This window comes from Hymenobacter sp. PAMC 26628 (assembly GCF_001562275.1).
In the GTDB taxonomy this organism is placed as follows: Bacteria; Bacteroidota; Bacteroidia; order Cytophagales; family Hymenobacteraceae; genus Hymenobacter.
In genome coordinates this window covers 3620754-3643835 of record NZ_CP014304.1, presented here as the reverse complement: position 1 = coordinate 3643835, position 23082 = coordinate 3620754, and the positions used below count along the sequence as shown (strand labels likewise).

The 23082-nt window shown below is 65.7% G+C and carries 14 protein-coding genes; 8 read left to right on the top strand and 6 right to left on the bottom strand.

What is annotated here, in order from left to right:
• Positions 1-97 precede the first annotated feature (97 nt).
• The 5 genes from AXW84_RS15845 (at position 98) to AXW84_RS15825 (ending at position 11327) form a co-directional block, all read left to right on the top strand.
• Complete coding sequence (locus AXW84_RS15845; RefSeq protein ID WP_157887070.1) at positions 98-3922, top strand: sensor histidine kinase; 3825 nt, start codon at positions 98-100, stop codon at positions 3920-3922.
• A 120-nt stretch (positions 3923-4042) separates the two neighbouring features.
• On the top strand, positions 4043-4426 hold the full coding sequence (locus tag AXW84_RS15840) for a hypothetical protein (RefSeq protein ID WP_068235297.1): 384 nt from the start codon (positions 4043-4045) through the stop codon (positions 4424-4426).
• Positions 4427-4948: 522 nt separating this feature from the next.
• Positions 4949-8833, top strand: coding sequence for a hypothetical protein (locus AXW84_RS15835; protein ID WP_068235294.1), 3885 nt, complete (start codon positions 4949-4951; stop codon positions 8831-8833).
• A 216-nt stretch (positions 8834-9049) separates the two neighbouring features.
• Positions 9050-10726 carry a sodium/sugar symporter gene (locus tag AXW84_RS15830; protein ID WP_068239535.1) on the top strand — a complete coding sequence of 559 codons (1677 nt, stop codon included), beginning with the start codon at positions 9050-9052 and terminating at the stop codon, positions 10724-10726.
• A 94-nt stretch (positions 10727-10820) separates the two neighbouring features.
• Complete coding sequence (locus AXW84_RS15825; RefSeq protein ID WP_068235292.1) at positions 10821-11327, top strand: phosphoheptose isomerase; 507 nt, start codon at positions 10821-10823, stop codon at positions 11325-11327.
• A gap of 79 nt (positions 11328-11406) precedes the next feature.
• Here the strand turns inward: AXW84_RS15825 and AXW84_RS15820 are convergent, their stop codons facing one another.
• The 4 genes from AXW84_RS15820 to AXW84_RS15805 are packed head-to-tail and all read right to left on the bottom strand — an operon-like array spanning position 11407 to position 15770.
• Positions 11407-11865 (bottom strand): VOC family protein, encoded by a 459-nt coding sequence (locus AXW84_RS15820; RefSeq protein WP_068235289.1) that lies wholly within the window; start codon positions 11863-11865, stop codon positions 11407-11409.
• 45 nt (positions 11866-11910) lie between these two features.
• On the bottom strand, positions 11911-12975 hold the full coding sequence (locus tag AXW84_RS15815) for a PmoA family protein (protein WP_068235284.1): 1065 nt from the start codon (positions 12973-12975) through the stop codon (positions 11911-11913).
• Between the two features lie 15 nt (positions 12976-12990).
• Positions 12991-14358, bottom strand: a complete 1368-nt coding sequence (locus tag AXW84_RS15810; protein WP_068235280.1) for a Gfo/Idh/MocA family protein — start codon at positions 14356-14358, stop codon at positions 12991-12993.
• Positions 14359-14390: 32 nt separating this feature from the next.
• A complete protein-coding gene (locus tag AXW84_RS15805) occupies positions 14391-15770 on the bottom strand; it encodes a 3-keto-disaccharide hydrolase (RefSeq protein ID WP_068235277.1) in 1380 nt (459 codons plus the stop codon).
• A gap of 242 nt (positions 15771-16012) precedes the next feature.
• Here AXW84_RS15805 and AXW84_RS15800 point away from each other — a divergent pair, with 242 nt between their 5' ends.
• The 3 genes from AXW84_RS15800 to AXW84_RS15790 all read left to right on the top strand — a co-directional run bounded on the left by AXW84_RS15800 (position 16013) and on the right by AXW84_RS15790 (position 19484).
• Positions 16013-17077, top strand: a complete 1065-nt coding sequence (locus AXW84_RS15800; RefSeq protein WP_071891425.1) for an IS701 family transposase — start codon at positions 16013-16015, stop codon at positions 17075-17077.
• Between the two features lie 182 nt (positions 17078-17259).
• Positions 17260-18264 (top strand): FAD:protein FMN transferase, encoded by a 1005-nt coding sequence (locus AXW84_RS15795; RefSeq protein WP_068235274.1) that lies wholly within the window; start codon positions 17260-17262, stop codon positions 18262-18264.
• Entirely contained in the window at positions 18261-19484 is a 1224-nt protein-coding gene (locus AXW84_RS15790) for a Gfo/Idh/MocA family protein (RefSeq protein WP_236943145.1), read from the top strand. Before AXW84_RS15795 ends, AXW84_RS15790 begins: the two co-directional genes overlap by 4 nt.
• A gap of 100 nt (positions 19485-19584) precedes the next feature.
• On the opposite strand, the gene AXW84_RS15785 is transcribed toward AXW84_RS15790, so the two are convergent.
• Both AXW84_RS15785 and AXW84_RS15780 read right to left on the bottom strand, forming a co-directional pair.
• The gene (locus tag AXW84_RS15785; RefSeq protein WP_068235265.1) at positions 19585-21600 is read right to left on the bottom strand and encodes a beta-N-acetylhexosaminidase; all 2016 of its coding nucleotides are present in this window, start codon (positions 21598-21600) and stop codon (positions 19585-19587) included.
• A 119-nt stretch (positions 21601-21719) separates the two neighbouring features.
• Positions 21720-23069: a DUF58 domain-containing protein gene (locus tag AXW84_RS15780; protein ID WP_068235261.1), complete on the bottom strand. Its 1350-nt coding sequence runs from the start codon at positions 23067-23069 to the stop codon at positions 21720-21722.
• Between the last annotated feature and the right edge of the window lie 13 nt (positions 23070-23082).

Sequence of the window (23082 nt, the reverse complement as noted above, 5' to 3'; positions counted from 1 at the left end):
GGGCCGTGGGCCGCTACAGTATTGAAACAGTTTTGCGAGAATGCCGCCAATTGGCGGCATTTTTGTTGAAAATGCGTTTCGTACCAGCCCTTCGCCCGTGAGAAAATTGTTGGCTGCCCTGCGCCCGGGCCCGGTGGCGCTGTTGGTGCTGGCGGTGGTATGCTTTGCGGGTGGCTTTTTGGCCAGCCGCTACGGGCAGTTGCCGGGCGTGGTGCGCCGCACCGATCTGCGCCGCTTGCACCAGTTGGTGCGCGCCGCCGAGACCGTGGCCGGCCGCGACGCCGATACAGTGGTTGCCCAGGTGCAGCGTGGCAGCTATAGCTATGCCCGGCTTCTGCGCCAAACGTATTACCCGACGTTCGTTTTTCAGAACGGGAAGCTGCGCTATTGGTCGTCGGCGGCGCTGCGCCCCAACCCGGATGATTTGGTAGGGGCCCCACCGGAGACGGCGGTACAAACCACGTTTGGGCAATTTTTGCTGGTGCGCCGCCGCGTGGGCAGCTGGCAGGTGCTGGCCTACGTGCCGCTGGAGCGCCACTACGGCATCAGCAACCGCTACCTGCGGGAGGGCGGCGGCGCCGACGTGTTCCAGGGACTGCGCCTGCGGGTGGCGCTTGACAGCGTGAACCGGCAGCTGCCGGCGTTCCGGGACCAGAACGGGCGGTACCTGTTTTCCATCCAGCAGCAGGCGCCGTACCGGCTCACGGGCCAGTACGCGCCGCTGGCGCTACTGCTGCTGGGCATGCTGTGCTATGTAGCCGGGTGGGCGTGGCTGGCGCTGCGCTACTGGCGGGCTGGGCGCCAGGGGGCGGCCCTGGCCGTGCTGGTTGGGCCGCTGCTGCTGCTGCGCGGGGCCCTGCTGTACTGGGGGCTGCCATTTTCTCTCATTGAGCTGCCGCTGTTCGACCCGCGGGTGTACGCCGCTTCGCGGCTGTCGCCCTCGCTGGGCGATTTGCTGCTGAACGCGGTGCTGGCTTTTGGGGCGGCGGGGGCGGTGGGCGTGCTGTGGGTGCGGGGGAGGGTGGCGGCGCGGGTGCGCGCCCCGCGCACCCTGCGGGGGCAGGTGGTGGTCATTGCCGGAGTCATATTCCTGTTTTGGACCCTGCTGCAACTGCTCTACGGCACCTACACCGACATGCTGAACAGCAGCCAGCTGAGCCTGGACGTGACGCGCGGCCTGCCCGTGACTGGGTTTCGCCTGGCCCTGGCCCTGGGCCTGGTGGTGCAGACGGGGGCTTATTTGATTGGGTTCTTCCTACTCACGCAGCTCGCCGACGCGGTTATGCGGCACGTGTCCGAATCGTTTTTGCTGCCCGCCACGGCCGGTACGGCGGCGGTAGTGCTAGCCCTGGGGGTGGCCACAGATTCGGTTCAGTGGCAGCTGCTGGGCGTGCTGGCCACTTTTGGGGCGCTGGTGCGGCTGGCGCGGCTGCGCGCCGGGGCCCTGGGCGGCTACCAATTGGGGGCCCTGGGCGTGCTGCTGGGGGCCCTGGCCGCCGCCACCGGGGCCCTGGTGCTGCACCAGCAGTTCGAGCAGCAGCTGCTGGCCGACAAGCAGCGCCTGGCCAGCAGCTTGCTGGTGGACAACGACTTCCAGGGGGAATTTTTGCTGGAGGAGCGCATCCATAAAATTGCGGACGACCCGTTTGTGCGGCAGGCGCTGACGGGTGCGTTTGGCCAAGCGGGCGACGCCGAGCGGCGCGTGGACCGCCAGTACCTGGGCGATTACTTCGACAAGTACGAGAGCCAGGTGACGCTGTACGACGCAGCCGGCCAGCCGCTCGACGCCCCGGCCGGGGCCCCCAGCCTGGCCAATATCCGGCGGGCCATCCGGCGCAACGCCACCCGCACCGACCAGCGCGGTGTGTACCTGCTGCGCTCCGACAACTCGTTCAGCTCGCGGCACTACGTGGCGCTGGCCGCGGTGGGGGGGCCCGGGCCGGGCCGGGCCGGGCCGGCGCTGGGCGCGGTGCGGGTCGACTTGACGCTGAAAAAGCTGTCGTCGTACAGCGTGCTGCCCGAGCTACTCGTCGACCAGAAGTTCTTTCAATCCAGCGTGGTGAGCCAGTTCAGCTACGCCGGCTACGACCACGGCCGCCTCGTGTACAGCGAGGGCGAGTTTGACTACGCCAACCGCCTGCCCGCCACCCGCCTGCGCGACCCCGCCCTGTACGCCAACGGCCTGGAGCTGGGCGGCTTCCAGCACCTGGCCGTGCGCGGGGCCCGGCAGCGGACCGTGGTGATGACCACCGCCCGCTACTCGCTGGCCGACGGGCTGGCCAACTTCTCGTTTCAGTTTTTGCTGTCGGCGGTGTTTTGGCTGGTGCTGGGCGGGGCGGGGCTGCTGCTGCGCCGGCGCGCGGGGGCCCGGCTGCGGCTCAATTTCAGCGGGCGCATCCAGCTGCTGCTGAACGTGGGCATTGTGGTGCCGCTGCTGGTGGTGAGCATCGCCACGGCCAGCCAGCTCATCGCCTCCTACCGCCTCGACCTGATTCGCACCTACGAGCGGCGCGGGCGCCTGGCCCTGAACAGCGTGCGCGTTCAGCGCCGCCTGCTGGCCGACTCCACGGCCCGGCCCGTGCTGGCCGAATTGGCCCGCAACGTGGCCGCCCTCACCGAAACCGACGTCAACCTTTACAACGCCCGCGGCGAGCTGCTGGCCAGCAGCCAGCCCCTCATTTTCGAGGCCGGGCTGCTGGGGCCCCTGCTGAACCCCGAGGCCGTGGCCACGCTGCGCGAGCGCGGGGCCCCACGGGCGCTGCTGACGGAGCAGGCCGGCTCGCTGGCCTTCACGGCCCTGTACCTGCCGGTGCGGGCCAGCGCGGGCGAGGTGGCCGACAGCGCCGGCTACCCGCTGGCCGGGGCCCGGCGCCGCGTGCTGGCCGACGACGAGCTGCTGCCCGACGACGCGGCGGGCCCCATCGTGGGCTACGTGGGCATCCCGTTTTTCGACTCGGCTAAAAACCTAGACACTAAGCTTACGGGGCTGTTCACGACGCTAATCAACATCGTGACGCTCATGTTTTTGTTGTTTCTGGGGCTGGCCTTTGTGGCGGCGCGCCAGCTCACGGCGCCGCTCAAGCGCATCACCGAGCGGCTCATGCGCACCACCCTCACGGGCGAGAACGAGCCGATTCCGTACCGCAGCAGCGACGACGAGATTGGCCTGCTCGTGCGCGAGTACAACGCCATGATCGGCAAGCTCGAAGCCAGCCGCCGCGAGCTGGCCGCCCAGGAAAAAGAAGTGGCCTGGCGCGAAATGGCCCGCCAGGTGGCCCACGAAATCAAGAACCCGCTCACGCCGATGAAGCTCAGCCTGCAATTTTTGCAGAAGGCCATTGCCGAGCGCCGCCCCAACGCCGAGGAGCTCATCGGCCGCATCAGCCAGACGCTCATCACGCAGGTGGACGTGCTGAGTGACATTGCCACCTCGTTCAGCACCTTCACCAACCTGCCCGCCATGCGCCCCGAGCGCCTGGACGTGGGGGCCGTGCTGCGGCAATCGGCCGATTTGTTCCGGCATAGCGATGGCGACGACGACGGCGAACTGCGCCTGGAGCTGCCGCCCGACGGCAGCTTCACGGTGTTTGCCGACGAGAGCCTGCTGGTGCGCACCTTCAATAACTTGCTGCTGAACGCCAAGCAGGCCGTGCCGCCCGGCCGGCCGCCCCGCCAAACCGTGGCCCTGCGCGCCGAGGGCCCCCACAAGGTGCTCATCACCATCGCCGACAACGGCACGGGCATCGCCGACGACGTGCGCGCCAAGGTGTTCGTGCCCAACTTCACCACCAAGGAAAGCGGCTCGGGCATCGGGCTGGCCGTGGCCAAGCGCGGCATCGAGAGCGCCGGGGGCCGCATCTGGTTCGAGACGGTGGTGGGGGAGGGCACGCAGTTTTTCATCGAGCTGCCGCTGGCGGGCTGAAGCCGCGGCGCGGATTAGGCGAAAAAAAGACATCTTTGGGGGCCCGGCCGGCTGGCCGGGCCGGGGGCCCGGCAGCCGGGGCCCCCGGCACGTTATTCCTTCCTTTATTTTTAGTATCCGATGTCCAACCGCGTTACCGCCGCCATCCCGCCCGCCGATTTGGCGCAGGCCCTCGACCTGCTCAAGCAGGCCCGGGCCCTGCTCGAACCCTACCTGCACCCACTCACGCCCGACGAGCGCAAGAACATGGTGAAAATGGGCGACAAGTCCGTGGGCTTCATGACGAAGCTGCTCGACTACGCCGCCAACTCGCCGGCTTTTGTGCCGGCCTTCGTCGATTTTGACGAGCTGAAGCAGGACGTGGGCACCGCCACCGACCTGGCCCCCGTGGAGCAGTTTGCCGCCCAGCTGGCCCTCGACCTGGGCAGCACCGTGATGCTGGCCGGCTCGGAAGGCATGACCCAGGCCTCGCCCGTGTACCAGAACATCCGCTTCCTGGCCTAGCAGAAGCAGCCCGGGGCCCAGCTCGCCTACGACGATTTGAGCCAGCGCTTCCCCGGCCGGCCGCCCAAAAAGGCCGTCCCCGCCGCCTAAGCCGTTTTTCTCTGCCAAAACGCAGCGCTGCCCTGCCTTTTACTGGCTCCGAACGGCTTATTGCCCGTTCGGAGCCATTTTTTGTGCCCGCCCGGGGCCCCGTAAGTCGTTCGGCAGGAGTTATTGCGCCTGCGGAACGAGCTTTTGCCCCCCCGGAACGACTTACGGGCCCCTCCGAAGGGGCAATAACTCCCTCCGAGCGACTTACGGGGGCCTCCGAAGGGGCAATAACTCCCTCCGAGCGACTTACGGGCCCCTCCGAAGGGGAAATAACTCCCTCCGAGCGACTTATTGCCCCTGCGGAAGGCGCCCTAACCCGTGCCGCAGGGGAAACCCCGCGGGGCGGGCCGGCGCGGGGCCCCTAACCCCGCGGCGCCGGATGACACGAAACGGGGCCCCGCGGCGTTACGGCCGCGTTCCGACCTTTACTGCATGGCCCACCTGTACCGCTTGCGCTTTCCCTGGCTGGGCCTGCTCGTGGCGGCGTGGGCGGTGCTGAGCGCCCTGGGGGCCCGGGCCCAGGAAAAACCGGCCGTGCCCGGGGCCCCGGTGGCGCCCGCGGCCGCGCCGGCCCTGGGCGCACCAGCCACCGCCGTGCCCGCCGTGGGGGCCCCGCGGCCGGCCACCACGGCGCTGCCGCCGCCCAACACCCGCCGCTGCCGCTACCTGCGCCTGGCCCCGGGCCGCGACACCACCGACTTTGCCCTGGCCGACACATTGACCGTGGTGCCCGCCTCGGTGACGGCCGCCGACGGCCGCGCCGTGCCCTACGACGCCCGCACTGGCCGCTACCGCTGGGTGCGCCCCGCCCCGCGCGACAGCGCCGGGGCCCCCCGGCCCGATTCGGTGCTGCTCTGCTACCGGGTGCTGCCGCTGCGGCTGGAGGCAGCCCGCTACCGCCGGCCCCTGCGGCTGATGGACAGCCTGGACTTCCGCCGGGCCCCCATTGGCTACGAGGACTTTTCGGTGAAGGAGCAGATCCTCAACACGCCGGGCATCAGCAAAACCGGCAACCTGGCGCGGGGCATCAGCTTCGGCAACACCCAGAACGTGTTCGTGAACTCGGCCCTGAACCTGCAATTGGAAGGCCAGCTCACGGATGGCATCCACCTCACGGCGGCCATTTCGGACCAGAACGTGCCGTTCCAGCCCGAGGGCAACACCCAGCAGCTCCAGCAGTTCGACAAGATTTACATCACCCTTACCAGCCAGCAGGGCAGCCTCACGGCCGGCGACGTGGTGCTGCGCAACAAGCCCGACTACTTCCTGCGCTACTACAAAAACATCCAGGGCGCAGCGCTGGAGGCCAATTTTGGGCCCCCGCTGCCGGGCCTCGTGAGCGGCCCCGCGGCCCAGGGCGTGGCCAACACGGTGTTCTTGAACGGCCAGGCCGGGCAGCTGCCGGTGGCCCCGGGGGGCGCGGTGCCCACCCTCAACCCCGCCGCCATCGCCCAGCCCCAGCTGGCCGACCCCAACCGCCAGGTGCCGCTGGCGGGGGCCACCGCCACGGCAAGCGGGCGCACGGCCAAGGGCCGGGCCTGGCAGTCGTCGACGGCCGTGGCGGGCGGGGTGGCCAAGGGCAAGTTTGCCAGCCTCACCGTGGCGCCGCTCGAAAACGTGCAGGGGCCCTACCGCCTCACGGGGCCCAACGGCGAGCAGTACATCATCGTGCTGGCCAACTCGGAGCGCGTGTACCTCGACGGCCGCTTGCAGGTGCGGGGCTACGACGCTGACTACACCATCGACTACAACCTGGCCGAGGTAACCTTCACACCGCGCCACCTCATCACCCGCAACTCGCGGATTAAGATTGACTTCGAGTACTCCGACCTCAACTATTCCCGCTCGCTCTACGCCCTGAGCCACTACCAGCAAGTGGGCCGGCTGAGCCTGCACGCCAACTACTACCAGGAGGCCGACAACCCCGACAACGCCGCCAACCTGGAGCTGAGCCCCACCGACCGCCTGCGCCTGCGCGCCGCCGGCAACGTGGCCGCCGTGGACGCGCCCGGCGCCGACTCCGCGGCCTTCAACCGCACCATCGTGCAGTACCACCGCGACGTGGTGCGGCCGCCCGGGGCCCTGGCGCCGGTGGCCGTGTTCACCTACGTGGGGGCCACCTCGCCGATTGATTCGGTGCGCGGCGTGTACACGGTGCGCTTCACCGACCTCGGCCCGGGCAACGGCGACTACGTGGCCAGCACCCGGTTTGTGGCCGCCAACGGGCGCGTGTACGAGTACGTGGCGCCCGTGGGCGGCGTGCGCCAGGGGCGCTACCAGCCCGTGCGCCGCCTGCCCACGCCCCAGCTCAAGCAGCTGGTGAGCGCCGGGGCCAGCTACGAGGTGGCGCGCGGGGCCACCGTGTTCGTGGACGCGGCCACCTCGCGGCTCGACCGCAACCGCTTCTCGCCCGAGAGCGACCGCGGCGGGGCCGTGCACGTGGGCTACGTGGTGCAGGACCGCCGCCTGAACCTGCCCGGCCTGCGCGACTACCGCGTGCGCTCGGCCCTCGACTACGAGTACACGGCCCCCCGCTTCGCGCCGATTGACCGCTACCGCGACATCGAGTTCGACCGCAACTGGAGCACGGCCAGCACCGTGCAGGGCAACGCCGTGGGCGGCGTGCCGCGCGAGGACAATATCCTGAACTTTAGCGTGGGGCTGGCCAAAAACGTGAACAACAATTTCAGCTACCGCCTCAGCAAGCGCTACCGGCCGGGCGAGGTGAATGGCATCCAGCACTGGCTGGATGGGGCCCAAAAGTTTGGGGGCCTGGAGCTGCGCGGCTCGCTGTTTTTGCTGAGCTCCGATGCCGGGCGCTTCCACTCCAGCTGGGCACGGGGCGAGGGCACGGCCCGCTACGTGGGCGGGGCCCTGGTGCCGGGCTACGCCTATCGCTTCGATAAAAACCGGGTGGCCCTGCCCGGCGGCGACAGCACCAGCACGGTCAATTACTTCGACGAACACAACGTGTTCCTGCAAAGCCGCGACTCGGCCCGCACCAAGTTCCGGCTCGACTACAGCTACCGCCGCGACCAGGGCCCCACCGCCGACCGCCGGGCCCTGGCCGAGCGCAGCGCCGCCCAAACCTGGCAGGGCAGCCTGGCCGCCCGCCCCGGCAAAACGCAAGACCTGCGCATTGTGGCCACCTACCGCAGCCTGGCCCAGCGCGACAGCGCCCTGAGCCGCACGGCGCTGGGCAAAATCGACTACAACGTGGGCCTGTTCCAGAACCAGGTGCGCTCGGAGCTGAGCTACAGCGTGGCCACCGGCCGCGAGCTGCGCCGCGACTACTCCTACCTGGCCGTGCCCGCCGGCCAGGGCACCCACTACTACGTGGACGTGAACAAGGACGGTATCCAGCAGAAAAACGAGTTCTTTGAGGCCCAAACGGCCGATGCTCAGTACCGCACCTACATCAAGGTGTACCTGCCCACCGCCGACTACCTCACCGCCTTCACCAACCGCCTCAGCTACCGCCTCACCACCGGGGCCCCGCGGGGCTGGCGCGAGGCCGGCGGCTGGCGGGCCGTGGCCTCGCGCTTCGCCACCCTCAGCAGCGTAACCGTGGACCGCCGCACCGCCAACCCCAACCTGGGCCAGCGCCTGAGCCCCTTCGGCTACGGGCCCCAGGACGACCAGCTGCTGGCTTTCAATCAGTTGCTGCGCAACACGGTGTACTTCAACCGCTCCAATCCCATTTTTGGGGCCGAGTTCACGGTGCAGCAAACGCAGCAGAAAACGCTGCTCACCCAGGGGTTTGACCTGCGCAACCTGGCCACCCAGAGCCTGCTGGTGCGCCGCACGCTGGCCCAGTTCATCACCGGGCGCCTCACCCTCACGCGCGACATCCGCGAGGCCCAGAGCGACTACCTCACCACGGCCACCACCAGCCGCAACTTCCGCCTGCTGAACTACGCCGTGCAGCCCGAAATCAGCTACCAGCCCTCGCCCGCCCTGCGCCTCACCGCCACCTACCTGCGCACCAGCCGCCGCAACGTGCGCGACGACATGTACTTCGGCACGGCCGGCGTATTCGACGAGCTGGGCCTCGAAACCCGCGTCAGCCAGGTCAGCAAGCGCACCCTCACGGCGGCCACCCGCTTCACCCGCGTGGCCTTCGACGGCGACCCCACCTCGGCCGTGGGCATCGAAATTCTCAACGCCCTGCGCGCCGGCGCCAACTTCACCTGGAACCTGAACGTGGAGCAGCGCCTGAGCAACGGCCTGAACCTGACGCTGGCCTACGACGGCCGCAAAGCCAACGGCCTCAACGCGGTGCACACCGGGCGCATGCAGGTGGCGGTGCTGTTTTAGGGCCCCGGGGGCCCTGAAGAATGAGCAAGCTATCAAAAACGTTTGCCGCGTAAAGTGCGAGAAAAATACCGGTTTTTGGGAGGATTCTTACAAAATTTGAGCACCTTCGCCTTTTAGATGGCGGGCGAAGTAGCCAAAACGGGCTGCACTTGCGCGTCTTTGGTTTTCGTTTCGTCCCACCCCACCGCCCGCGCGGGCCGCCCCACCCACTTTTATATGCAGCAACACCAACTCTCCACGGCGGATTACGTCGTCTTTCTCATCTACTTCGCCGTCGTTTCGGGCTACGGACTGTGGATTTACCAGCGCAAAAAGTCCGAATCCAGCGGTTCGAAAGACTACTTCCTGGCCGAAGGCTCGCTCACGTGGTGGGCCATTGGCTCGTCGCTGATTGCCAGCAACATTTCGGCCGAGCAGTTCGTGGCCATGTCGGGCTCGGGCTTCAAGATGGGCCTGGCCATCGCGGCCTACGAGTGGATGGCGGCCATCACGCTCGTGGTGGTGGCGGTGTTCTTTATTCCGGTGTACCTCAAAAACCGGATTTTCACCATGCCGCAGTTTCTGCACCAGCGCTACAACGGCACCGTGGCCATGATCATGGCCGTTTTCTGGCTGCTGCTCTACGTGATTGTCAACCTGACCTCCATCCTCTACCTCGGGGCCATTGCGGCCAGCACCATATCGGGCATCAACCTCAACGTGTGCATGTACGCCATGGCGTTTTTCGCCGTCATCATCACGCTGGGCGGCATGAAAGTGATTGGCTACACCGACGTTATCCAGGTGTTCTTCCTCATTCTGGGCGGTCTGGCCACCACCTACCTGGCCGTCAACCTAGTATCGAAGCACTACGGCACCACGGGCGTCTTCAACGGCCTGCACCTGATGTATACCCACGCCAACGACCACTTCCACATGATTCTGAAGCGCGACAACCCGAGCTACATTGACCTGCCGGGCATGACCGTGCTGCTCGGGGGCCTCTGGATCGTGAACCTCAACTACTGGGGCTGCAACCAGTACATCACGCAGCGGGCGCTGGGCGCCGACCTGCCCACGGCCCGCGGCGGCATCTTGTTCGCGGCCTTTCTCAAGCTCATGATGCCCATCATCGTGGTGCTGCCGGGCATCGCGGCCTACATCCTGTACAAGCAAAACGTGTTCGGCTCCGGCGAATTCATGCAGGGGGGCGAAATCAACCCCGACCGCGCGTACCCGGTGCTGCTCAACATCTTGCCGTCGGGCCTCAAGGGCCTCTCGTTTGCGGCCCTCACGGCGGCCGTGGTAGCCTCGCTGGCCGGCAAGGCCAACTCCATTGCCACCATCTTCACGCTCGATATCTACAAGAAAGCCATCAACCCCAATGCCTCGGAGAAGACGCTGGTGAATACCGGCAAAATCGCCGTTGTGGTGGCCATGATCCTGGGGGCCCTCATTGCCCCGCACCTGGGCATCGACAAGAAAGGCGGCTTTACCTACATCCAGGAGTACACGGGCTTTGTGTCGCCGGGCATTTTTGCCATGTTCATCCTGGGCTTCTTCTGGAAAAAGGCCACTTCCACGGCGGCCATGTTTGCCACCATCGGGGGCTTTTTGCTGTCGGTGATCTTTAAATTCCTGCCGGATTACGTCAACTTGTCGTTCCTGGCACCGTTTGGCTTCGCCGTGCCGGTGAACGGGGTGTACGAGATTCCCTTCCTCGACCGCATGGGGTTCGTGTTCATCTTCTGCATCGTGGGCATGGTCACCATCAGCCTGATTGAGAGCCGCCGCACCACCCGCACCGGCGGCCTGGAGGTTGATACGTCGATGTTCCGGCCCAACGCCACCTTCACGGCGGGGGCCCTGCTGGTGCTGGGCATCGTAGTAGCCCTGTACTCGGTGTTCTGGTAAGAATTCCTCCCATCTTTACGGGCCGCTTGCCCGCGCATGGCGCGGGCAAGCGGCCCGTTTTTTTGCGTCTTCTTTCACCCTTTTTCTTTCCTTCATGAGTACCCCCGACCCCCAAAAGCACCTCGTGTTCGAGGAAGTAGCCCAGCGCCTGCGCGGCGAAGGCTTCGGCATCGACAAACAGGACGAAACGCGCCCCTGGGGCGGCTTCTTCGTGATCGACGAAACCCAGGCCCAGCAGTTTGCCGACACGTACTTCGACGGCCTTTCCATCGAAGGCCTGAAGATTTCGGGCAAGCTCAGCCCCAAAATTCTCATCGTGGCGCCCTTGCAGCGCCTCTCGTGGCAGTACCACCACCGCCGCGCCGAAATATGGCGCGTGGTGCAGGGCCCCATCGCCGTGGCCACCAGCGAAACCGACGAGCAAAACGAGCCGAACCACTACGGCCCCGGCGAGCAAATCACCCTAAAACAGGGCGAGCGCCACCGCCTCATCGGCCTCGACGGCTGGGGCATCGTGGCCGAGATTTGGCAGCACACCGATGCCGATCAGCCCTCCGACGAGGACGACATCATCCGCGTGCAGGACGACTTTGGCCGCTAAGCCAGGGCCCCCGGGCACAAAAAAACCGGCCGCACACGCGGCCGGTTTTTTTGTGCCCGGGGGCCCTGGCAATGCTGCGCTACTTGGCGTCGTTAATTTCAATCCAATAGCCGTCAGGATCTTGCAGGTAAACCTGCCGCACGCCATCGATGCGCAAAGTGGGCTCCTTGCCGTCGCCCTTTAGGTTGGTGTACGCCGTACCCAGCGCGTCGAGGTGGCGCGTGAACGCCGCCAGCGACCCCACGCTGAAGCAGGTGTGCACATTCTTGTCGGACCCGGCGGTGCAGCCGCGCTGGATGACGTGCAGCTGCAACCCCGGCCCCACCCGGAACCAGGCGTGCACGCCGTCGTTGAACGGGTTGGGCAGCTCCTCCAGCCCCAGCACGTTGTGGTAAAATGCCACACTCTTGCCCAGGTCGCGCACGCACACGGCGGTGTGGTTGAAGGTGAGCCGGGCGTTGGCCGGCTGCTGCGCGCACGCCCCGCGTGGGGCCCCCAGCCCAACCAGAAGCCCAAATAAAATCGCGAGCTGTCGCACGTTTACTATTCTGAATAAGGATTGACTGCCCGTGGGGCCCCACGGTTATTTGCTGGCAACGCTGCGCTTGGCAAAGTCCGCCGCGGCGGCGTTCAGCTGCTTGGTCGACAGCGTTTGGGGGCCCTCGTCGATGAGGATGCGGTAGCGGAACGTGACGGACTCGCCCTTTTTGAGCGTCAGGTTTTTAGCGGCTTTACCTTCCGTGAATACCTTTTCACCCAGTGGGTTGGCGGCAAACAGGCCGTAGCCGCGGGCGTGCCAGAAGGTCGGGTAGTTCGGGTTTTTGGGGTGGTCGAGGATGGCGATGCTGACCGAGTCGGCGCCCATTTTGCCGTACACTTTGCACCACACGCCGCGCGTACTCCACGCGTCGTTGCCGCGCTTGCCGGCGCTGGTCAGGTAGTTGCCGTTGGCGGTGTGGTCGGTACCGGCCTTCACCACGGTCACGATGCCTTTGCTGTCGGTGAATTTTTCATCCTTATCCGACGGCATTTGCAACTCGTGGGCTAGGCGCAGGCCGAGAAGCCCATCCTTGGCGTCGGTAAAGGTCACGTCCATGTCCGATTTCAGCGTGGTGACCCGGTCAATGGTGCGCGCCCGGCCCGTGCCGCTGAACTCGAAGCGCGTGGTTTCTTCCAGCAGCACCTCGTTTTTCTGGTTGGTCCAGTTGGCGTGGTAGGCCAGCACGCCGGTGGGGCCGCTGGTGGTGGTCAGAATTCGGTCGGTCTTGATCCAGCCGTAGCTGCCCTTTTTCTCCTTCGGAATGGCGTAGGAGTTGTTCCAGAAATCCAGCCCGTTGACGTTCTCAAAGTTGAACCACGTGCCGATGTGGTGCGGGTGGTCGGTGGGGTCGCCGGGCCTCGGGTCGAGCGGAAAGCCCCGGGTGACGACCGTGCCGTTGGCGGCGCGCAGCGGGTACAGCACCGGCTTTTCCAGCGAGTCGGGGTACAGCAGGCTGGTGAACAGCTTGCCGCCCACGAACACGTCGACTTTCTTGGCCTTGGCGTCTTTGATGACGCGCACGGGCTCGGCCTTTTGGGCCCTGGCTTCGGCCAGGGCCCCCAGTACCAGCAGCGCGGCGCCTGCGCCGGATAACGTGAATCGGTTCATTGTATGCGCGGCGGGCTAGTATTTGAACACTTTGCCGCCCACCATCACTTCCTGCGTCTTTTCGTCAAACGTGGCTTTGAGCCCGGTGTGGGCGGCGGCCGTGGTCATGATGTTGGCGATGGAGTGGCTGTAGCCGGCCTCCACGGGGGCGTGGGGCTGCTGGCGGCTGCGCACGCACTCCATCCAGTTGCGCACGTGGTTGGAGGTCAGCACGTCGCCGCCGGTGTTGGCCGAGGCGACCGCCGCGGCGGTGTTGGCCAGGCTAAACTCAGTCAGCAGGTTGGGGGCCAAGTGCATAGCGTCGGCGTGCTGCTTGGTGAGGCCGCCCTTGGGCGAAACCTTGTTGGTAATCAGGTTTAGCTCCCCGCCGTTGGCGTAGTAAATTTCGGCCGGATTCTCGTCGCCGTTGTCCATCCGCGAGCCAAACGTGACCTGGAAGCCCTCGGCCGGGTTGTCCAGGGGCCCATAGTCGAACACCGCCGTCAGGGTGTCCCAGTTGCGGCGGCCGTCCTTCCACATGTAAATGCCGCCGTTGGCCACCACGCTGCGCGGGTGGGGCAGGCCCGTGAACCAGTGCACGGTGTCAATCTGGTGGCTCATCCACTGGCCCGGCAGGCCCGACGAATAGGGCCAGAATAGACGATATTCCAGGTACTTGCGCGGGTCGTAGGCCTCGGCGGGGCGGTTCATCAGGTAGCGCTTCCAGTCCACGTCGGCCTCGCGCAGCTGGGCCACCAGCTCGGGCCGCCGCCAGCGGCCGGGCTGGTTCACGTTCCAAGTCAGCTCTACCATTTTGATGGGGCCAAACTTGCCGGACTTGATGAACTGCTCGGCGGCGATGTAGTTGTCGCCGCTGCGGCGCTGCGAACCGATTTGCACAATCTGCTTCGCGCCCTTGATGGCTTTGAGGGCGGCCCGGTTGTCGGCCATCGTTTCGGCAAAGGGCTTCTCAACGTAGGCATCGCAGCCGGCCTGCACGGCCTCAATGGCGTGCAGCGCGTGCTGGAAATCGGCGGTGCCGATGAACACCGCGTCCACGCTCTTACTGGCGTATAGCTCGTCGTTGTTGCGGTAGGCGGCCACGTCGTGGCCCAGCTTTTCCTTCCACAGGGCCGCGCCTTCCAGGCGGCGCTTGCTCCAAATGTCGGACACGCCCACCACGTCGAAGTTGAGCTCCTTGTAGTGGTTGAGAAAGCTGGGCATGTGCGAGTTGCGGTGGCGGTCGGAAAAGCCCACCACGCCAACCCGCACCCGGTCGTTGGCGCCCATGATGCGTTTGTAGCTGCTGGCCGACCAGGCCAACTTGGGCGCTACCAGGGCCCCGGCGCTTACCAGGGCGGCTTGCTTGAGAAATAGCCGGCGGGGATTGGGTTCGTTCAGCATGTAGAAAGTGGGTGGGAAGGAGGAAGAAGGAATTATAACTGCTTGATTTTGATGCTCCGGAACGACACGAGGTTGCCGTGGTCTTGCAGCAAAATATGGCCCTGGGGCGCCATGCCGAAGTTGGGCCAGATGTGGTACTTGCTCTGCGCCACTAGGTCTAAGAACTCCTTCGAGCCGCGGGTGTATTCGAGTACTTTCAAGCCGTTCAGGTAGTGCTCCACCCGGTTGTCGGGGTACACCACCACGCGGCCCACGTTCCATTCGCCAATGGGGTGGATAAAGCGCGGGTTCTTGATGGACGTTTTCAGGTCGTAGAGCGAGGCAATCGTCCGGTCGCCGTCGCGCCCAAGCTTGGCGTCGGGGTGCAGCGCATCGTCCAGCACCTGGTATTCCAGGCCAATGGCCGAGCCCTCGGTTTTTTCGTCCAGCGTCACGAAGTACTTCACGCCGCTGTTGGCGCCGGGCGTGAGCTTGAATTCAAACGACAAGTCAAAGGCTTTGTACTGGGCATCCGTCACGATGTCGCCGCCGTTGGCCGCCTCCTTGCCCGCCGAGGGCTGCACGGTCATGGTGCCTTCGTTCACCTGCCAGCCCTTGGCCGGGAAAGTGGGCCCCTTGGCACCGCGCCAGCCCTGCGACGATTTGCCGTCGAACAGCAGCTTCCAGCCGTGCTGCTTTTCGTAGGCGTTCAGGTAGTTGGGCACGAAGTTGACCACGTAAACGTCCGCCGGGAACGCGCTGGGCTTCAGGTTGGTGGTCTTGATTTTGATGTTCTTGAAGTACACCTTCTTGCCTTCCTGCTCCTTGGTGGTGATGCCGTGCACCTGCAAGCCGATGAAGCCCTTGGGGTCCACGGGGTCCACCACGTAGGCGATGGGCACGTTATTGATCCACGTCTTCATCTCGTTGCCGATGCACTCCACCCGGATGTGGTTGTACTGGCCCACTTTAAAGGCCGTTTTGGCTTGTGGGTGCAAGTCGAGCGGGTACAGCCATTGGCGGCGGGCCTCGTCGTATACCCCGCCCGACCAGCTGCGCTCGGAAGGATCAATTTCCAGCTGCCGCCCGAACACCACGCCCTTGTGCTCCGGCGTGTCGAAGTGGCTGCGGGTCTGCACGCCCGAGTTGCTCACCGGGCTCTCAATCATCAGGTCCAACTCCAGCGCAAAGTCGCCGTATTCCTTCTCCGTCACCAAAAAGGTGTTGCCGGAGTTCATCACGGTGGTGCCCACAATGGCGCCGTTTTCTACTTTATAGTCGGCCGTGCCCGCCAGGCGTTTCCAGCCCGTCAGGGTTTTGCCGTCGAACAGGTTTTGCCACGAATCGGTGGTTTGGGCAAAGCCCGCCCGGGGCCCGGCAAGCGCCAGCGCGGTGGCCACTACACTGGCGGCAATTGTTTTGAATGGTTTCAAGGAAATGGGGGTAGGGTGGGGTGGTAGGGGCCCTAAAGTAAGGCACGGGGGCCAAAACGGCCCGGCGGCGCAGGTTAGTAGCCAAGGTTTTGCGGGAAAGAATTGACGTTGTCTGCCCCTGGTCTAACTCGTTTTCTTACCAGGCAGAACGACTAGCCAGCGGAGTAGGTGGTGGCTTTGGTTATGAACTAATTAACTGATGTTACGCAGTCATTGGGCGTGGTTGCCCGTTTAGGAGGCTTATGCAGAGTTGCACGCTGGACTTGTACACGGATTATTTGCTGAGCTCGACGGGTCCAACGACGGCTACGGGCTTGTCGCGCCTGCTGGGGGGGGCACTCAGCCACGACCACATCACGCGTTGGCTGAGCCACGCCACCCTGGGTTCGGCCGAGGTGTGGCGGCACGCCAAGCCGCTGATTCGCCAAGCTGAAGCCCGTCGGCCTGCCGAGGAATTTGCCGTCCTCATCGTGGACGATTCGGTGCTGGAAAAGGCGCATACGGATGCCAACGAGCTGATTTGCACCCACTGGGGCCACAGTCAGCAGCGTTATATCAAGGGCCTCAACTTCGTCACCCTGCTCTATCAGGCCGGGGCGCTGGCCCTGCCCCTCGCCGTCGAGTTGGTGCGGAAAACCGTGCCGGTCTTTCACCCCAAAACGCAGCAAACCAGCTACCAAAGCCCCTTCACCAAAAACGAATACGTGCAGCAAATGCTGCGCGTGGCCCAGCAGCAAGTGGCTTACCGCTACTTGCTGGCCGACAGTTGGTATGCCTCGGCCGAAAACATGCAGCTGGTGCGGGCGCTGGGCCACCACTTCATTTTTGCCCTCGAAAGCAGCCGCACGGTGGCCTTGAGTGAAGCGGCGCGCGCCCAGGGCCAGTTCCAGGCCGTGCAGACGCTGGCCTTTCCCGATACGCAGCCCCTGCGCGTCTATTTGCGGGCGGTCCAAGAGGCCGTACTCGTAACCAGACAAGTCTTTACAAACCAAGACGGTAGCCAGGGCATGCTGTATCTGGTCAGCAGTGACACCGACCTGGACCAAGCCCGTCTGACCACGATTTACCAAAGACGGTGGAAAGTGGAAGAATATCATAAGTCGCTTAAACAGAATGCCTCCATGGGCAAAGCGCCCACTAAAACCCTGGCCACGCAAGCCACCCACTTCCTGGCCGCTGTGCTGGCCTACACCAAGCTGGAAGTGCTCAAACTCAAATGCGGCCTCGGGCATTTTCGCCTCAAAGCCCAACTCTACACCGTCGGCCTGAAAGCCATGTATCAGCAACTCCGCCAACTCAGTGCGTAACATCAGTAATTAAATCGATTGCGCTAACTTTCTGGCGTTCGACGGCTACCGGGCAGCCGAGTAACCGCTGCGCTGGCCAGTGCAAGCGGGTGGGCCCCACAGGCTTGCAAACTTGCCAGCGGCCCGCAGCAGCGCTGTTGTCCCGGCCCGCGCTGCCACGCCAACCTTTTACCCTCAGTCGCTTGGTACACTGCATTCTGCTGGCTGTTGGGTTAGGGCTCGCGGCCTTATCGCCGGCTCCGCGGCGGGTCCACCGCTTCAGCGGCTACGCCCAGGGTACCACGTACGCGGTGACCTACTACGCGGCCGACAGCGCCGTGGCGGCGGTGGATGTGGCGCGCGCGCTGGCCGAAATTGATGCCTCGCTCTCGCTCTACGCGCCCGGCTCGCTCATCAACCGGTTCAACCAATCGGCCCGGGGCGTGGTGGCCGACCGGCACCTGCGGCTGGTGGTGCGCAAGGCGCTGGCGGTGTACCGCGACACGGGCGGCCGCTTCGACGCCACGGTGGAGCCGCTGGTGCAGGCCTGGGGCTTCGGGCCCCGGCCGGTGGCGGGGCCCCCGTCGGCGGCGGCCATTGCGGCGCTGCTGCCGCTGGTGGGCTCCGACAAGGTGCACCTGCGCGGCGATTCGTTGGTGAAAGACATGCCCGGCGTGCACCTCGACCTGAACGGCATCGCCCAGGGCTACACCGTGGACGTGCTGGCCGCGCTGCTGGAACGCCACCGCATCCGCGACTACCTGGTGGAAGTGGGCGGCGAAATCCGGGTGCGGGGCCACAAGTGGCCCGGCGGCGCGCGGATGCGGGTGGGCATCGAGCGGCCCGACACCAGCGCCGTGCCGCCGCCCGGCATGCAGCAGGTGGTGCAGCTGCGCGCGGGCGGCATCACCACGTCGGGCAACTACCGCAAGTTCAAGCGCTGGGGCCCCGTAAAAAGCGCCCACCTGATTGACCCCAAAACCGGCTACGCTTTCCGCAACGAACTGGTGAGTGCAACGGTGGTGGCGCGCGACGCACTAACCGCCGACGCCTACGACAACGCCTTGATGGGCATGGGCTTGGCCGACGCCCTGGTGTTTCTGCGCCACCACCGAAACCTCCAAGCTTACTTGCTGTACCAACGGCCCAACGGCACCGTGGCCGACACGGCCACGCGCGGCTTTCAAAAACTAATTGTACACCCATGATGGACCTTCCAAGACGCAATTTTATTAAACAAACGGGCCTGCTGACCGGCGGCCTGTGGCTGCCCGGGGCCCTGGCCGACGTCCTGGGGGCCCCCGCGCCGGCCCGCCGCATCAAAATCGGCGTCATCGGCTGCGGCGACCGCGGCACGGGGCTGCTCAAGATTTTGCAGGACCTGCCCGACCGGTTCGAGGTGGTGGCCTTGTGCGACGAGCTGCCGTTTCGGCTGCAAAACGCGCAAAAAACCGGCGCCGCCGGCCACGCCAAGTCCTACGCCGACTACCACGCCCTGCTGGACGCGCGGGCGGTGGAGGCCGTCATCATCGCCGTGCCCCTGAACCTGCACTTCCAGGTGGCCAAGGACGCGCTGGCCGCCGGCAAGCAGGTGTACCTCGAAAAAACCATGACCTACGACATTCCGCAAGCCCTGGAGCTGGTGCGGCTGGCGCAGCAGCGCCCCGCCCAAACGCTGCAAGTGGGCCACCAGTACCGCTACTCGCCGCTGTACTACCGGGTGAAGGAGATGATCAAGCAGGGCTACCTGGGCAAGGTGACGCAGATTGACTGCCGCTGGGACCGCAACGGCAGCTGGCGCCGCCCGGTGCCGGAGCCGGGCCTGGAGCGCAAAATCAACTGGCGCATGTACCGCGAGTACTCGGGCGGGCTGGCCGCCGAGTTGCTTTCGCACCAGATGGACTTCATCAACTGGGCCTTCGAAACGCACGCCGACGAGGTGTTCGGCACCGGCGGCATCGACTTCTACAAGGACGGCCGCGAAACCTACGACAACGTGCAGGTGATGGTGCGCTACGCCAAGGAAGGCATGGTGGGCAACTTCGGGGCCACCTGCGGCAACGCCCGCGACGGCTACCTGTTCAAGCTGAAGGGGACCAAGGGCACCATTTCGCTGCTCGTCGACCAGGGCATGTACTACCCGGAACAAGAAACAATAAAGCAATACGGCACCGTGGACGGCGTGACCGGGGCCACCAAAATCACCTGGAACAAGGACGGCGGCATCGCCATCACCACCGGCGCCGAGCCGCTAAAGGACGGCTCGTGGTACTCGCTGCGCGATTTCCACCAGGCCATTGTCGAGCGCAAAATGCCCGACTCGAACGTGGTAACCGGCGCGCGCGCGGCCTGCACCGTGCACATGGCCAACCAGGCCATCTACAACCACACCATCGAAAAGTGGCGCGCCGAGTACAACCTCGCGTAGGGCCCCGGGCTAGGGCCAGGGTATGATTATTAAGCAAAAAAGGCGGTCATGCTGAGCCTGTCGAAGCATGACCGCCTTTTTTGCTCATTGGCCTCCCGGCCTACAACCCTGCCAGCCGCCGGGCGGCCTTCACGAGGGCCAGCTCGGCCTGGCCGGCGGGCAGCTGGGCATCGTCGAGGATGGCGCGGGCCGTCATTTGCCACACCGGCATGGCGGGCTGGTTGGCTTCGAGTTGCGTAAGGCGCTCAAGCAGCACCGTGGCCAGGGCCCCCAGCCGCGTTGAGAGCGGGGCGTACTCGGCCAAGGCCGGCGTGGCCAGCAGCAGCGGTTGCAAGGCCGCGTCGTTGGCCTGCCAGCGCAGCAAGTGGGCGCGCAGCTGCACCAGCTGCCGGGCCAGGGCAGGTGGGCGCACGGGCGCGGCCAAGCCGGCCAGCACGCTGTCCACGGCCGCGCCAAACTGCCGGGCCACCTCCGATTCGGCCGGGGCAGCGTCCACGAGGCGGGTCAGGGGCGTTTGGGTGGTGTATTTGAAGCCCTGGAAATGTCGTTTGTACTCTTTCACCGGCTCTAGCACGTCGGCCAGCGTGGTGAGGGGCCCCAGGACCCCGGGCGGTGCCATTTGCCGCAGCAGCAGCGCCGGGGCCCGGCGGTGTTGCAGGCCCAGCCCTTCCAACTGAGTAGACACCAGGGCCAGGCGGCGGTACAGGTCGGGCACGTCCTGGGTGGTGGCTTGCGGCGACCACAGCCGCTCGGCCACCGCCGCGGCTCGGGGCCATACGCGTGAATCGTAGATGACCGAATCAGCGAATTCGCTCCACATGGTGGCCTCGCCGCCCAGCACCAGCTTTTGCTGGGTGGCGTCGAGGGGCGTGGCGGCGGGCAGCGGGTCGGCGACGTAGTGGGCGGCGGCGGAATAATTTAGGTCGATGTAGTAGCCGTTCGACAGCAGGGCGCGGTGGCCCAGGCGCACGGCTTCGTTCAGGCCTTTGGCCCCGCGCCAGCTCTGGATGACGACCTCCTGGGGCAGGTCGGGGCCCAAAATCTCGTCCCAGCCCACCATGGTTTTGCTGCGGGTCGTCAACAGGGCCAGCATTTTGCGGTTGAAGTAGGTTTGGAGCTGGTGCTTGTCCACGACGTCGGCCGTGCCGGCCTTCAGCATCTTGTTGTCGCGCATGAACGCTACAATGCGCGGGTTGTGCCGCCACTGCCGCCCGTCGTTTTCGTCGCCCCCGATGTGAAAATACGGGTCCGGGAACAGCCCGCTCATCTCCGTCAGCAGCGAGTCGAGGAAGGCGTAGGTGGTAGGCCGGGTGGGGTCGATGGCGATGTTGAGCACGCCCCAGCGCACGGGCACGGCCTTGATGGAGTCGTTCGAAGCCACCCGCGGGTAGGCCGCCGCCAGGGCCCCGGTGTGGCCCGGCAGGTCGAACTCGGGTACCACCCGGATGCCACGCGCCGCCGCGTAGGCCACCACCTCGCGCACCTGCGCCTGGGTGTAGTAGCCGTCGGCGCCGGCTACCTGCTGCAAGCGCGGCAGCAGCTTGCTCTCCACGCGGAAGCCTTGGTCATCAGATAAATGCCAGTGCATCACGTTCAGCTTCACGGCGGCCATGCCGTCGAGGTTGCGCTTGACGACGCCCACTGGTAGGAAGTGCCGGGCAGGGTCAACCAGCAGCCCGCGCCAGGCAAAGCGCGGCTGGTCCAGCACGTCGGCCTCGGGCAGGTAGCGGCCCGTTTTTTCGAAGCGCGGCAGCTGCTCCAGCGTGGCCAGGGCCCGCAGCACGCCCAGGCCGGTGGGCGCGTCAATGAGCACGCCGCCGGGCGTCACGCGCAGGCTGTAGCGCTCCTCGCCCGATTGAGCCAGCTGGCCCGCGCGCCCGTAGCGGATTTGCAGCACCGGGCCCAGGGTTTTGGCCGGGCGGGCGGGGGCCCCGCGGTGCAGGCGGGCCAGGGTGCGCAGCGCGGCGGGCCGCACGGCCGGATCGGGCGCGGTGGGCGCGGTGATTTGCAGCCGCAGCGCGGTTTTTAGGGCCAGGCGGCCGGCGCCCCAGTGCAGCTCGGTGGGCTGGGGCAGTAGGGGCGAGGGGGCCCCCGGCGCCTGGGCCCGGGCGGCCATACCGCCAAAAATTACCAGCAGCGAAGCAACGAAAACGTGCGCCCAGGGCCGAAAAATTTGCGGGGCGCCGCCTTGGTTCGCAGCGCTTGGTTTCTCGGTGCGTGGTGCCGTGGGTTGCTTCATAGTAGTCCGCGTGCCTTGAATTCCAGGTACTTGTTGATGGTATTGACGTTCAAATCCTTCGGGGCCGTCAGCAGTGCGTGGATGCCGTAGCGCTGCAATTCGAGCACAATTTGGCGCTTTTCCTGGGCAAATTTCTCGGCGATGGTCTGGTTGTACACGTCCTCGGTGGTTTCGGCCGGGGCCCCCAGGTAGGCGCGCAGCTCGGTGTTTTCGAAGAAGACGACCAGCAACAGGTGGTCCTGGGCGAGGCGGCGCAGGTAGGGCAGCTGGCGCTGCATGCCGTGCAGGGTTTCGAAGTTGGTGAACAGCACCAGCAGGCTGCGCTGCCGCACGCGGGCCCGCACCGTGGCGTAGAGCAGCGCAAAATCCGACTCCAAATACTGCGTTTTCTGGCGGTACAGCACCTCCAGAATCTTCAGTAGGTGGCCGGGCCGGCGGTCGGCCAGCAGGGCGGCCCCGGGCTTGTTGGAAAACGTGATGAGCCCCGCTTTGTCGTGCTTGAGCAGGGCGATGTTGCTGAGCACCAGCGTGGCGTTGATGGCGTAGTCGAGCAGGCTCAGGCCGTCGAAGGGCATGCGCATCACGCGGCCCTTGTCGATAAGGCAGTACACGGGCTGGGCGCGCTCGTCCTGGAAGTGGTTCACCACCAGGGCGTCGGCCGCGCCGGTGCCGGTGCGGCGGGCGGTGGCCTTCCAGTTGAGGGTGCGCGGGTCGTCGCCGGCCGCGTAGGGCCGGATTTGCTCGAACTCCTGGCTCTGGCCCACCCGCCGGATGCGCTTCACGCCCACTTCCGTGAGGCGGTTGTGGATGGCCAGCAGCTCGTACTGCCGCATCTGCAAAAACGACGGGTACACCGGTACCATCCGCTGGGCGTCGTAGCGAAACCGGCGGCGCACCAGCCCCAGCGGCGAGGCGGCGTAGATGTTCAGGGCCCCAAACTCGTACTCGCCGCGCTTGGTGGGCCGCAGCTGGTAGCGAATCACCTGCGTCTCGCCCGGCTTAATGGCGGCTTTAAATAGCACGTCGCGCCGCTGAAACTGGTGCGGAATCTCGTCAATCGTTTCCGTCTGAATAGGAAAGCGGTAGCGGTTTTCGATGAACAGCTGAATGTCGTTGTCCGAGCCGTTGGCCAGCTTGTCGCCCAGCACCCGCCGCCCAAACACCGGGGCCCCCGGGCCCTTGGCTGGCGCGTACAGCAGCGCCGCATCTAGCCCCACCAGGGCCCCCAGCAGCAGCCCCACCACGCGCACCGGCCCCAGCAGCCACGGCAGAAAAAACGCCACCGCGAAGCCCGTGATGAGGGCCACGAGGAGCAGGAAGAAGCGGCGCGTTAGGAAAAAAGTCAATTAAAAATTATGA